Source organism: Archangium sp., assembly GCF_045802675.1.
Taxonomy (GTDB): Bacteria; Myxococcota; Myxococcia; order Myxococcales; family Myxococcaceae; genus Archangium.
In genome coordinates this window covers 19822-32320 of sequence record NZ_JBJMQO010000110.1, presented here as the reverse complement: position 1 = coordinate 32320, position 12499 = coordinate 19822, and the positions used below count along the sequence as shown (strand labels likewise).

General features: G+C 70.4%; 14 protein-coding genes and 2 tRNA genes. 13 read left to right on the top strand and 3 right to left on the bottom strand.

The features are described from left to right. From ACJ8AN_RS31370 to ACJ8AN_RS31335, 8 genes are all read left to right on the top strand, one after another. The gene (locus tag ACJ8AN_RS31370) at positions 1–1875 is read left to right on the top strand and encodes a tetratricopeptide repeat protein (RefSeq protein ID WP_407759205.1); all 1875 of its coding nucleotides are present in this window, start codon (positions 1–3) and stop codon (positions 1873–1875) included. 17 nt (positions 1876–1892) lie between these two features. After that, positions 1893–2729 (top strand): lysophospholipase, encoded by an 837-nt coding sequence (locus ACJ8AN_RS31365; RefSeq protein ID WP_407759282.1) that lies wholly within the window; start codon positions 1893–1895, stop codon positions 2727–2729. 69 nt (positions 2730–2798) lie between these two features. Next, a complete protein-coding gene (gene bacN, locus ACJ8AN_RS31360; RefSeq protein WP_331108085.1) occupies positions 2799–3143 on the top strand; it encodes a bactofilin BacN in 345 nt (114 codons plus the stop codon). Positions 3144–3191: 48 nt separating this feature from the next. Then, entirely contained in the window at positions 3192–3518 is a 327-nt protein-coding gene (locus ACJ8AN_RS31355) for a polymer-forming cytoskeletal protein (protein ID WP_309888709.1), read from the top strand. A gap of 3 nt (positions 3519–3521) precedes the next feature. Continuing rightward, positions 3522–4223 (top strand): polymer-forming cytoskeletal protein, encoded by a 702-nt coding sequence (locus ACJ8AN_RS31350; protein WP_407759204.1) that lies wholly within the window; start codon positions 3522–3524, stop codon positions 4221–4223. A gap of 70 nt (positions 4224–4293) precedes the next feature. Beyond that, positions 4294–5136, top strand: coding sequence for a ParB N-terminal domain-containing protein (locus tag ACJ8AN_RS31345; RefSeq protein WP_407759203.1), 843 nt, complete (start codon positions 4294–4296; stop codon positions 5134–5136). Beyond that, positions 5137–5703, top strand: coding sequence for an orotate phosphoribosyltransferase (pyrE, locus tag ACJ8AN_RS31340; protein ID WP_407759202.1), 567 nt, complete (start codon positions 5137–5139; stop codon positions 5701–5703). It abuts the gene before it with no gap. Further along, positions 5700–6329, top strand: coding sequence for a hypothetical protein (locus tag ACJ8AN_RS31335; RefSeq protein WP_407759201.1), 630 nt, complete (start codon positions 5700–5702; stop codon positions 6327–6329). The genes pyrE and ACJ8AN_RS31335 overlap by 4 nt, the downstream gene beginning before the upstream one ends. 22 nt (positions 6330–6351) lie before the next feature. On the opposite strand, the gene ACJ8AN_RS31330 is transcribed toward ACJ8AN_RS31335, so the two are convergent. Genes ACJ8AN_RS31330 through nadB form a run of 3 tightly spaced genes read right to left on the bottom strand, consistent with a single transcriptional unit; the run spans position 6352 to position 9273 of the window. Next, positions 6352–6945 (bottom strand): TIGR00730 family Rossman fold protein, encoded by a 594-nt coding sequence (locus tag ACJ8AN_RS31330; RefSeq protein WP_407759281.1) that lies wholly within the window; start codon positions 6943–6945, stop codon positions 6352–6354. 2 nt (positions 6946–6947) lie between these two features. Then, entirely contained in the window at positions 6948–7676 is a 729-nt protein-coding gene (locus tag ACJ8AN_RS31325; RefSeq protein WP_407759200.1) for a rhomboid family intramembrane serine protease, read from the bottom strand. A gap of 7 nt (positions 7677–7683) precedes the next feature. Then, entirely contained in the window at positions 7684–9273 is a 1590-nt protein-coding gene (nadB, locus tag ACJ8AN_RS31320; RefSeq protein WP_407759199.1) for an L-aspartate oxidase, read from the bottom strand. 88 nt (positions 9274–9361) lie between these two features. Here nadB and ACJ8AN_RS31315 point away from each other — a divergent pair, with 88 nt between their 5' ends. The 5 genes from ACJ8AN_RS31315 (at position 9362) to ACJ8AN_RS31295 (ending at position 12483) form a co-directional block, all read left to right on the top strand. Then, positions 9362–10051 (top strand): transglycosylase SLT domain-containing protein, encoded by a 690-nt coding sequence (locus tag ACJ8AN_RS31315; RefSeq protein WP_407759198.1) that lies wholly within the window; start codon positions 9362–9364, stop codon positions 10049–10051. Continuing rightward, positions 10005–11534 (top strand): tetratricopeptide repeat protein, encoded by a 1530-nt coding sequence (locus ACJ8AN_RS31310; RefSeq protein WP_407759197.1) that lies wholly within the window; start codon positions 10005–10007, stop codon positions 11532–11534. The genes ACJ8AN_RS31315 and ACJ8AN_RS31310 overlap by 47 nt, the downstream gene beginning before the upstream one ends. Before the next feature lie 11 nt (positions 11535–11545). Further along, the gene (gene pgsA / locus ACJ8AN_RS31305; RefSeq protein ID WP_407759196.1) at positions 11546–12235 is read left to right on the top strand and encodes a CDP-diacylglycerol--glycerol-3-phosphate 3-phosphatidyltransferase; all 690 of its coding nucleotides are present in this window, start codon (positions 11546–11548) and stop codon (positions 12233–12235) included. An 84-nt stretch (positions 12236–12319) separates the two neighbouring features. After that, positions 12320–12394 (top strand) — tRNA-Gly (locus ACJ8AN_RS31300). 14 nt (positions 12395–12408) lie between these two features. After that, positions 12409–12483: transfer RNA gene (locus ACJ8AN_RS31295), tRNA-Gly, on the top strand. Positions 12484–12499 lie beyond the last annotated feature (16 nt).

The window sequence follows — 12499 nt, the reverse complement described above, 5'->3', positions numbered from 1 at the left end:
GTGCGCCTGCCTCGAACCCTCTCCCGAGCCGTGTCCCTCCTGGCCCTCGTGGGGCTGGGGGCGGCCGCGGCGCCCGCCTCGCGCCGGCCGGCGGTGGACCGGTCGGCCATGAGCGAGGCCATCTCCGCGGCGGCCAGTGACGACGGCGTCGCCTCGTCGGCCAGCTACACGCACTACCTGCGGGCGAAGTTGCTCAGCCTCCAGGGCAACCACCGGGACGCGGCGGACGAGCTGCGTCTGGCGCTGGCCACCGACGACAAGGATCCGCACCTGCTCACGCAGCTGGGCGAGGAGTACGCGCGCCTGGGTGACCTGACGCGCGCCGAGCGCGAGCTGCGCCGCGTGGTGGAGCTCCATCCCCGGCACTACGCCGGGCGGCTGATGCTGGGGCGGGTGTTGATGGAGGCCGGCAAGCCCGCCCGGGCCCGGGTGCACCTGCGCCGCGCCATCCAGTTGCAGCCCCACGAGCCGGAGGCCTACCTCGTCCTCGCGCAGTTGCACCTGGACGGCCGCGCGAACGAGCAGGCCGTGAAGGTGGTGGAGGCGCTGGCGGCGGCGCTGCCCGGCGAGGCCTCCGGTTACCGGCGCCTGGGACAGGCCCTGGCCGAGCGGGGAGATGCCCCGCGAGCCGGACAGATGCTGGCGCGTGCCGTCGAGCGAGACCCCGGTGACGTGGAGTCGCTGACCACCCTGGCGCAGCTGCACGAGAAGGCGGGGCGGCTCGCCGAGGCCGAGGACGCGCTGGCCCGGGCCCTGGAGCGGGATCCGGACAACCAGGAGGTGCTGCTGAGCGCGGGGAGGATCGCCCTGCGGCTCGGCTCGTCGGTGCGGGCGCGGGCGTACTTCGACCGGCTGCTGTCGCTCTCCGCGGACCCGGAGCTGGCCGTCCGGGTGGCCCTGTCCTTCCTGTCCGCGCGGGACACCTCGTCCGCCCTCGAGCTGCTGGATGCCGCCCGGAAGGGCAGGGGAGCGTCGCCTCGCACCTCGTTCTACGCGGGCCTGGTGCACGAGCGGCTGCACCACTTCGACGCGGCCGCCGCCGCTTACGCCGAGGTGCCCGACTCCTCCGAGCTCTTCTCCGACGCGCGCGCCCGCCGCGCCATCTGCCTCTCCCAGGCCGGCCGGCATACGGATGCGCTCGCCCTGTTGAGCGCGGCGCTCGCCGAGCGGCCCGACGACACGGAGCTGCGCGTGCAGCACGCCCGGGCCCTGGAGCGGAGCGGCGCTGCCGAGCGGGCCCTGGCCACGTTGCAGGAGGCCCTGGAGCGCAAGCCAGACGCGGAGCTGTACGAGGCGCTCGCTTCCGCCCTCCAGCGACAGGGGCGCTCCGCCGAGGCCATTGCCCTGCTGCGCGACGCCATCGACCAGGAGCCCCGCGAGCCGTCGCTGCGCTATGTGCTCGCCACCATGCTGCTGGGGCAGGGGGATGAGGACGCGGCCCTCACCTGCATGCGCGGCGTGCTGGAGGTGGACCCGAACCACGCGGCGGCCATGAACTTCATCGGCTACCTGCTGGCCCAGCGGGGCCGGGACTACGCCGAGGCGGAGCGGTTGGTGCGGCGCGCGTTGGAGCTGCGCCCGGACACCGGCTCCTTCCTCGACTCGCTGGGGTGGATCCACTACCTGCGCGGCGACTACCCGCGCGCCGTGGAGGCGCTGGAGCGGGCGGCGCAGCTGGAGCCCGAGGAGCCCGTCATCCTCGAGCACCTCGGGGACGCCTACCACCGCGTGGCGCGTCCGGGTGACGCCGCGGGGGCCTGGCGGCGCGCGCTCGAGGTGCTGGCCCTCGATCCGGAGGCCGCCGAGCCGAGGGATCAGCGGGCGCTCATCGAACGGAAGCTGAAGTTTCTATCCACCGGTGCGGCGGGTCGCTAATGTCTTCCCCAGACACCATGGCGCGCTTCGACGAGGGTTTCTTCACTGGGAAGGACGGGCTCCGGCTGTACTGGATGTCCGAGCAGCCGGAGCAGCCCCGCGCCCACGTGGCGGTGGTGCACGGCTACGGCGACCACATCGGCCGTTACCGCACGACGTTCGATGCGCTCACGGCCCAGGGCTTCGCCGTCCACGGCTTCGACTACCGCGGCCATGGCCGCGCTGATGGCCGCCGGGGCTTCTGCAACTCCTGGCCCGACTACCTGGATGACCTGGCGGGCTTCTGGGAGCGCGTGCGCAGCGCCGCGGATGGGCGCAGGGTCTTCGTGCTCGCGCACAGCCATGGCGGCCTCATGGCGGTGCACCTGCTCGGGCGCGGCGGGCTCCAGGGCGTGAGCGGCATGGTGCTGTCGGCACCTTATTTCAAGCTCGCCATCACGCCGCCCGTGCTGAAGTTGGTGGCCGCCCGGGCGGTGGGCAGGGTCCTCCCGTGGATGCCCATCAAGACGGAGCTCTCGCCCAAGGACTTGAGCCGCGACGAGGCGGTGCAGCAGGCGGTGCGTCAGGACCCCCTCTACAATCACATCGTGACCCCGCGCTGGTTCATCGAGTCCACCCAGGCCCAGGCCCGGGTGATGACGCTCGCCTCGGAAGTGAAGGTGCCGCTCTTCCTGCTCAGTGGCGCCGAGGACGGCGTGGCGAGCGTGGAGACTGGCCGTGCCTTCTTCGAGGCCGTGGGCTCCAAGGACAAGCTGTACAAGGTGTATCCGGGGATGCGTCACGAGCCGCTCAACGAGCTCGGAAAGGAAGAGGTCCAGCGCGACATCTCCAACTGGATCTCCGCGCATCTCTGACGTAGGTTCCCCTTCCTTTTCCTGACAGAGCAGACTTCGATTCTCGAGGGCGCTTCCGAGGGTCACCGCATGGCACAGAGCGAGCAGACGGGCATCATCGGCAAGGGCATCATCATCCGGGGCAACCTCACCGGCGGTGGGGATCTGGTCATCGAGGGACGGGTGGAGGGGCAGATCGCCCTGAAGAACCACCTCACCATCGAGGGCACCGGCAAGGTGCAGGCGGACATCCGCGCCGAGGAGCTGACCATCAACGGCGAGGCGAGCGGCAACATCGACGCCTCGGGCCGGGTGGCCATCAATGCCTCGGCGAAGGTCGCGGGCGACATCAAGGCGCCGCGCGTGGTCATCGAGGACGGGGCGGTCTTCAACGGGTCCATCGAGATGGACGTGAAGCTGCCGGACGACATCTGAACGGGCCTCGCGGCCCGCTAAACCCTTCGGGAGGGGTGGACAACACTCATGGCGAATACGGTCATTGGTTCGAGCATTGTCATCGACGGTGAGATCTCCGGCGACGAGGACCTGGTCATCCAGGGCACCGTGAAGGGGAAGATTTCCCTCAAGGAGAGCCTCTACGTGGAGGGCAGTGGCGTCGTCGAGGCGGACATCGAGACGCAGAACGTGGAGATCGCCGGCCGCGTCACGGGCAACATCGCCGCGAGCGACAAGGTGGAGCTGAAGACGGACTGCCGCGTGGTGGGCGACATCAAGGCCCCGCGCATCCTCATCGCCGACGGTGCCTCCTTCAAGGGCAACGTCGACATGGACATCCCGAAGGAGCGTTGATCCTTGGCCACCGCGAAGGAACTGGTCCCAGGGACCGTCAACAACACCGTGGTGGGTCAGTCCATCCTCATCAGCGGCAAGCTGACGGGTGACGAGGACCTCACCGTGCAAGGCCGCGTGGAGGGCGAGCTCACGCTGAGCCGCACCCTCATCGTGGAGCCCACGGGCGTAGTGAAGGCGAACGTGGCGGTGAAGAACGCCATCGTCAGCGGCGTGGTGGTGGGCAACATCAACGCCACCGAGAGCGTGGAGCTCACCCGCGAGGGCCGCATGGTGGGCGACATCCACGCCCCGCGCGTCATCATCGTGGACGGCGCGAGCTTCCGCGGCCGCGTGGACATGGGTGAGGTGGAGCCGGGCCGCATCCCCTCGGATCGTACGGCGCTGCCGCGTCCGGCCACCGTGCGTCCCGCGGTGCGTCCTGGCGCCAACGTGCCGGCCCGTCCGGCCCTGCCGGGTGCGCGTCCCACGACGCCCGCTCCGGTGGCGACCCGTCCGGCCGCTGCCCCGCCCGCCCGTCCGGCGCCTCCGCCCGCTCCGGGAGCCACCGTGGCGGCCCGTCCGGCGCCCCCCGCTCCGCCCGCCGCCAGGGCTGGCGAGGCGACGCGCCCCGAGCCTCCCCGCCCGCCCGCCGCCGCGCCAGTCCCGCCGACGATGGCCGAGGGAGCCCGTAAGAAGGTCGTGGTGAAGAAGAAGGGTCGTTAAAGCGTTGTGGTGGCGCCGTCGCGCCGCCGCATCGCCGTCCGGCGCTACGACGGGCCGACCAGGGGTGCCGATGAACGCCATGAACGCCGACAACAGAATCGACGAGGTGGACGCGAAGCCGAGCACCCCGGCGGAGGAGTCGTCCGGGGACACCGCTTCCGAGGCGTCCGCTGCTTCCTCCGAGCAGGGGGGGACGGCGGAGGCTTCCGCGTCCGGGGCCGCCGAGCCGGCCACGGGTGAGCAGCAGGGGAGCGAGCAGCCGGCGACTCCGGCCGAGGCCGCCGCGGAGACCGTGGCGCCGCGCCGCCGCGGCAACGTGGCGCCCGCTCACATCCCGTTGGAGCGCATCGACGAGGACACCACCTTCCAGGTGCGCCCGGTGGGGGAGCTGTCCGCCCTGGCCACGGACCTGGCCCGGTTGGGCCAGCTCTTCCCCGTGGACGTGCGCTTCAAGCCGCCGGACCGCTTCCAGGTCATCTCCGGCTTCCGCCGGGTGGCGGCGCTGCGCTTCCTCAAGCGGGACAGGGTGCTGGCGCGCCTGCACACGGACCTGTCGGACGAGGACGCGCTGCTGATGGCGCTCGCCTCGGCCATCCATGACGCGCCGGTGAGCCGGGAGGACCTGGAGGCCCAGCGCTCGCGGCTCGAGGCCGAGGGCCGGTTGACGCCCATCGCCCGGGACATGCTGGAGAAGGCGCTGGCCGAGGACGACGGGCTGGCGTCCGAGACGGTGGAAGAGGAGGTCGACGCGGACGAGCTCGCCGCCGAGGCCACCCAGCGGCTGGTGGACCTCAACCAGGACCTCGCGCTGCTGGCGGACGTGTTCGCTGACCTCGATGAGACGCGGAAGCAGGAGCTGCTCACGCAGCTGCGCTACTCCTCGGATCTCGTGGCCTGGCTGGAGAGTCTGTGAATGGTGGACGCGCTCGCGCGTGACAGGGCCCGCCTGCTGGAGCTGCTCACCGAGCGCTCCTTCGAGCGGCGCAAGGTGGTGTTGTCGTCCGGCAAGGAGTCGGACTTCTACATCGATTGCAAGCGCACCGCGCTGCTGGCCGAGGGGCACTACCTCATCGGCCGGCTGCTGCTGCAGGCCGTTCGGCGCGATGCCTCCGAGGCGGTGGCGGTGGGCGGTTTGACGCTCGGAGCGGATCCGCTCGCCTCGGCCGTCAGCCTCACCAGCTACCTGGCGTGCACGCCGCTGCAGGCCTTCATCGTCCGCAAGGAGCCCAAGGGGCATGGGACGGGCCAGTGGCTCGAGGGCATGAAGGCGCTCGCTCCCGGGGCGCCCGTGGCCATCCTCGAGGACGTGGTCACCACGGGCGCTTCCACGCTCAAGGCCATTGAGCGGGCGCAGCTGGAAGGACTGAAGGTGCTCGGGGCGTTCGCGCTGGTGGACCGGCTGGAGGGCGGCCGCGAGGCCGTGGAAGCCGCCGGTCACCGGCTCTTCACCCTGTACACCCGCAAGGACTTCATTCCATGAAGATGCAGTTGCGGCTCGCGGCGCTGATGATGGCGCTCGCGGGCTGTGTCTCCACGCCTCCCACGCTGGGCGATCCGGCTCCGGTGCTCAAGGACGAGCGCCAGGAGCTCGCCTACCACGAGGTGCTGGATCGCTACACGGACCGGGCCGAGATCTACAGCGGCTTCGACACCATGCTCTTCGCCGCGGCCACGCTGCAGACGCCCGTCTTCCGCGAGGCCCGCCTGCACCGGGCGGCCACCTTCAAGTCGCTCAGCCAGGAGCGTGCGCAGGAGCTGCTCACCCAGGAGCTGGCCGAGGCGGTGAAGACGCACGAGTTCTTCCTCGGCGTCCACGTCTACAACTACCGGTACGAGGATTTCGATCGGCCCGCGTCCATCTGGAACATGGTGATGGTGACGCCCTCGGGCGAGGTGCGGCCCCTCAGCGTGGAGCGGCTGGGCCGGGCGGACATGGAGATGCGCGCCTACTACCCGTACATGGGCACCTTCTGGGTGGGCTACCGCGTGCGCTTCCCCACCACGTTCCCCGACGGCAGTCCCGTCATCCTCCCCGAGACCGAGCGCGTGGTGCTGCGCATGTCGTCCTCGCTGGGCAAGGTGGAGATGCGGGTGCACGCGCACTGAGGCGCGCGCACCCCCTCGCCGCTCAGGTCTGCTCGGGCCGCAGCACGGCCTTGTCCGGCGCGAGCGGCTGTCCGAGCCTCAGCATCGCGTCGAGCAGCACCCCCGGCGAGGCCTCGCAGGCGAAGGGCTGGGCGCGCGCCTCGGGGATGAAGCCCTCGTCCACCGCGCGCCGCATGAGGGCCAGCAGCGGCGCGTAGAAGTCCGCCACGTTGAGCAGGCCGATGGGCTTGTGGTGGATGCCGAGCTGCGCCCAGGTGGTGATCTCGAAGAGCTCCTCGAAGGTGCCCACGCCGCCGGGCATGGCGATGAAGGCATCCGCGCGCTGGGCCATCATCGCCTTGCGCGTGTGCATGGAGTCCACCAGGTGCAGCTCGGTGAGGCCCTTGTGGGCAATCTCCCGGTCACTCAGCACCTGGGGCAGCACGCCCACCACCTTGCCGCCCCCGGCGAGCACCGCGTCCGCCATGGCGCCCATCAACCCCACGCTCGTGCCGCCGTAGACGAGCGTGAGCCCGCGCCGGGCCAGCTCCGTGCCCAGCGCCCTGGCGCCCTCGAGGTAGTCCGGCCGGGCCCCCATCCGCGAGCCGCAAAAGACGCATACCGACTTGATGTCCATCGTCATGGAGTCCCTCGGAAACGTTCCGGGTGGGCCACCACGTAGGAGACGGCCACGGAGATGGCGAGCACCAACGGCGCGGTGCGGGCGAAGACGCGGGGCCCGGAGCGCAGCGCGACGCCCATGGGCAGGCCGAAGAGGAAGCCGCCGAGGTGCCCGGCCCAGCTCACTCCCGGCAGCAGGCTGATGATGGCCACCTGGACCAGCCAGGTGGAGAGACCCTTGCGGGACTCGCGCGTGGAGGTGACGAACATGGCCCCCGCCCAGCCGAGGATCATCCCCGAGGCTCCCACTGTGGGCATGTCGAAGTCGAAGAGGAGGGAGAAGGTGGATGCGCCCAGCGTGGTGACGAGGGAGACGAGCAGGAAGCGCCCGCTGCCGATGGCTCGCTCCAGGGGCATGCCCAGCGAGTACACCACCATCATGTTGAAGAGGATGTGGAAGGGCGAGCCGTGCGAGAAGACGCAGGTGAGCACGCGCCAGTACTGGCCGCTCTGGACGAGGGGCCCGTAGAGGAAGAGCCACCGGAAGACGGGGCCCAGGAAATCCCTGCGGTCCGCGCCCGGCAGCAGGGCATTCAGCACGTACAGCACCACCGAGCCCGCGATGATGGTCGCGCACACCGGAGGCCAGGGGCGGCGCCGGGCGGGCTCGACGACGGTGTCGGGGCCGGGACCGGGGGTGGGGTTGGGTGTTTCGGACGTTCCGGGTGGCTCGAAGGGAGTGCTCACGGGGGGCTCACAGCTCGCGGCGCAGGACGGTGTTCCGCTTCCCGCGGTGGTCGTCCGTGTTGGGGTAGTCCAGCGTGAAGTGCAGTCCGCGGCTCTCCTTGCGCCGGCTGGCGCAGTCCACGATGAGGGTGGCCACGTCGCAGATGTTGCGCAATTCAATCACGTCGCGCGTCACCTTGAAGCGCCAGTAGTAGTCGCGGATCTCCTCGCGCAGCAGCTCCAGCCGGCGGCGCGCCCGCATCAGCCGCTTGTCCGTGCGGACGATGCCCACGTAGTTCCACATGAGCCGGCGGATCTCATCCCAGTTGTGGGTGACGACGACGCTCTCGTCCGAGTCCACCGCGCTGCCCTCGTCCCACTCGGGCGGATCCTCCTTGAGGGGGGCGAGGGTGCGCGCCTCCTCGGCGCAGACGGCCGCGGCGCGGTGCCCGAAGACGAGCCCCTCCAGCAGCGAGTTGGACGCGAGCCGGTTGGCGCCGTGCAGGCCGGTGTGGGCCACCTCGCCGATGGCGTAGAGGCCGGGCAGGGTGGTGCGCCCCTGCAGGTCCGTCACCACGCCGCCGCACATGTAGTGGGCCGCGGGCACCACGGGGATGGGCTGCACGGCCATGTCGATGTTGAAGGCCTTGCACGTGGCGTAGATGTTGGGGAAGCGCTCCATGAGGAAGGCGCGCCCCAGGTGCGTCATGTCCAGGTAGACGCAGTCGTCACCGGTGCGCTTGAGCTCGGCGTCGATGGCGCGCGCCACCACGTCGCGCGGGGCCAGCTCCGCCAGCCGGTGGTAGCGGTCCATGAACTGCTGGCCATTCTTCAGCCGCAGCTTGCCGCCCTCGCCCCGCAGTGCCTCGCTGATGAGGAAGCTCTTGGCCTCCGGGTGGTACAGGCACGTGGGGTGGAACTGGTAGAACTCCATGTTGGCCACCTCGGCCCCCGCCCGGTACGCCATGGCCACGCCGTCGCCCGTGGCCACGTCCGGGTTGGAGGTGTAGAGGTACACCTTGCCCGCGCCTCCCGTGGCCAGCACCGTCACCTTGCCCACGAAGCGCTCGATCCGCCCCGTGGACATGAGCGCGTACACCCCGAGGCACCGGCTGGGGATGCCCGGGCCCGGCCTCCGGTCCAGGATCAGATCAATGGCCGAGGTATTGGGGAAGAAGGTGATGTTGGGCTCGGCGTCGCAGGCCTCCACCAGCGCCCGCTGCACCTCGCGCCCGGTGATGTCCCCCGAGTGGATGATGCGCCGCGCCGAGTGGCCTCCCTCTCGCGTCAGATCGAACTCGCCGGAGGTGCCCCGGTTGAACGCGGCGCCCAGCTTCACCAGCTCGCGGATGCGGTCCGGACCCTCGCGCACCGTCACCTCCACCGCGTCCTGGTGGCAGAGGCCCGCCCCCGCTTCCAGGGTGTCCTGGATGTGCGCCTCGAAGGTGTCCGTGGGCGACAGCACGCTGGCGATGCCTCCCTGGGCGTAGGCGGTGTTGCTCTCGTACCGCTCGCGCTTGGTGAGCACCGCCACCGTCCCATGCCTGGCCGCCTGGAGGGCGAAGGAGAGGCCGGCGACACCACCACCCAAAACGAGGAAGTCGAACCGATGGGGCATGTCGCACAGCCTTAATGGCTGTAAGTGCTGGAAACAAGGCGATTTCTTGAGGACTTTCGGGCGGAGATCTAAGGTTGGGGGGCCCGATATGCGACCCCTTTGCCTCCTGCTCCTGCCCTTGCTGCTGCTTGCCCCCCTGGGAGCCCAGGCCGCCGAGGGCATCTACAGGTACGTGGAGAAGGACGGGACGATCATCTACACGAACGTGCCGCCCCCGGGCGCGAAGAAGGCGAGCAAGCTCAAGGGCACCTTCACCGAGGCGCCTGCGCCCACCGCTCCCGTGAAGGGCCGGGCGCGCACCCCGGACGAGCTCGAGCCGCACATCACGGCGGCCGCCACGCGCTACCGCATCCCCACCGCGCTGGTGCGGGCCATCATGCACACGGAGAGCAACTTCAACTCCAACGCGCTGTCCTCCAAGGGCGCCAGTGGGTTGATGCAGCTCATGCCGGGCACGGCCTCGGACATGTACGTGAAGGACATCTTCGACAGCCGGGACAACATCGAGGGTGGGGTGCGCTACCTGCGGGTGCTGGCCAACCTCTTCGAGGGCGACATGGTGAAGATGGTGGCCGCGTACAACGCGGGCCCCGACGCCGTGCGCAAGTACGGGGGCCAGGTGCCTCCGTACCCGGAGACGCAGGCCTACGTGCGCAAGGTGCTCCAGCTCTACTTCCATTACAAAGAGCGCGAACGGCTCTCCAAGGACGAGCCCCGCGGGACGGATTCCGATGCCGACGACGCGCGTGACGGGGCGGGGTCAGAAGAGCCCCGTTGACGAGGAGTTCCTCAAGCAGCTCTACCAGGGCGGCGAGCTGCTGGCGCAGGGCCGGGTGGACGAGGCCCGGCAGTTGCTCGAGCGCGTCCACCAGCTGCAGCCGAGGAACGAGAAGGGCCGCAACCTGCTCGGGCTGGCCTACTTCAAGCTGGGCCTGTTCGACCGGGCGGCGGAAATCTACGAGGCGCTGGTGCGCGACAACCCGGTGGACGCCACGCTGCGCGTCAACCTGGGGCTCGTCTACCTGAAGACGAACGCGCTCCAGCGCGCCATGCGCGAGTTCGAGGCCGCGACGGACCTGCAGCCCGACCACCAGAAGGCGCACAACTACCTGGGGCTGGCGCTGGCTCAGGCCGGCGAGTACGGCCGGGCCCGCGAGCACTTCCTCCAGGCCGGCAGCGACGTGATGGCGGAGAAGATGGCCAAGGCGATCGCCGGGGAGAAGTTCCCCCAGCCCGCCCGGACGTCCTTCACCCCCCGGGCTCCGGCGCCCGCCGCGCGTCCGGCCTCCGCTCCCTCCGAGGGCCAGTGGGGCGCGCAGTTCGGCCTGGATGAGTCACCGTCCGCCGCCGGCCCGGCCGCCTCCGACGGCTCGGACGACGAGCTGCGCTTCGCCGACGACGAGGGCCCGGGTGCCATGACGGAGACCCCGCCGGACGCGGCGGCTGGGGAGGGCGGGCAGGAGGCGGAGGGGCGTCCCGGGGCGGACGGCGCGGCCCTCGCGGAGCGGTCCTCCTCGGAGCCGGCGGACGAGCCGCTGCCCCAGTCGCTGGAGGATGCCACCCCGGAGCTGCCCTCGAAGGTGTCGGCCTTCCGGCCGGGCACGCAGGTGCCGGTGCTGACCGAGCTGGCCTCGGCGGTGGCGCTCGCGGGGGCGAACCCGTTGCAGACCCTCCGGGTGGGCACCCACAGCTTCTCCGCGTACGTGGAGGGCGAGCTGCTCACGCGGCTGGAGGGACTGGTGGCCTTCTCCGGGCAGCTCCAGTTCCAACCGGAGATGAAGCGCTACCGGGGCCGGCCCACGGAGGAGTTCTTCGGCGAGGGGGACGCCCAGCTGGTGCGCGCCACGGGCACGGGGGTGCTCTTCGTCGAGTCGCCGCCGTCGCGCTGCTTCCTGGCGGTGGACCTCGGGGACGAGGGCGCCTACGTGCGCGAGGAGTGCGTCTTCGCCTTCGAGGAGGCGGTGGCCTTCGACAATGGCCGGGTGCCCTCGGACGTGGCGCCGGACCTGGAGCTGGTGCACCTGCGCGGGCATGGCCGGGTGGTGCTCAGCCTCACCGGGGCGCTGCGCTCGGTGGCCGTGGCGGCGCAGCGCCCGGTGACGGTCCCCCTCTCCCACCTGGTGGGCTGGCAGGGCAAGGTGGAGCCCCGGGTGGTGCTCCTGCCCGGAGAGAGCCTGCCCGAGGAGAGCGAGCCCCCGCGGCGCGTCGCCGTGGAACTGAGCGGTGAAGGATTTGCCCTCATCTCCCTGCCAGTCCGGTAGAAGGCCCCCTCATGGATCGAGCTGAGCGAGCGTTGCGGAAGCGGCAGAAGAAGGAGGAGCGGGCGCGGCGTCGGGCGACACGCCAGCCGAGCGTGCTCATGCAGGAGTTCTGGAACCTGCCCAACATCCTCACGCTGGGACGCATCGTCCTCATCCCCGTCTTCGTGTGGCTCACCTACGACGCGGATCCCTACTCCTCGCTGCTGGCGGCCGCGGTGTTCGCCGTGGCCTCCATCACGGACGTCATCGACGGCTACCTGGCGCGGCGCTGGAACCTCATCACCGTGGTGGGCAAGTTCATGGATCCCCTGGCCGACAAGCTCATCGCCATGGCGGCCCTGGTGATGATGGTGCGGCTGGGGCGCATCGCCGCCTGGGTGGTGATCGTCCTGCTGGCGCGCGAGTTCATCGTCAGCGGCCTGCGCACCATCGCGGCGAGCGAGGGCATGGTCATCGCCGCGGGGCAGGAGGGGAAGTGGAAGACGAGCCTCCAGCTCGTGGGCATCATTTCACTGTGCGTCCACTACGAGCACGTGGTCGACGTGGGGCTGTACGCGGCCCCCGTGGACTTCAACAAGGTGGGTCAGTTGTTGGTGTACTTGTCGGGGGCGTTCTCGGTGTGGAGTGCCGTCGTGTACTTCCGCGCCTTCCTCTCCATGCTGGCCAGGCGGGGAAGCGGAGCGGACGCACAGAAGGCTTGACGCATCTGGGACCGAATTGTATATCCCCCCTCGCTTTCGACGTCGCCGCGAGGCAACGCCGGGGGCAATCAGGAGTCGGCAGACGCGGGAATAGCTCAGCGGTAGAGCATCGCCTTGCCAAGGCGAGGGTCGAGGGTTCAAATCCCTTTTCCCGCTCCACACTCCGGCCTGATGCGGGAATAGCTCAGCGGTAGAGCATCGCCTTGCCAAGGCGAGGGTCGAGGGTTCAAATCCCTTTTCCCGCTCCAGAAAGAAGGCCCCCTG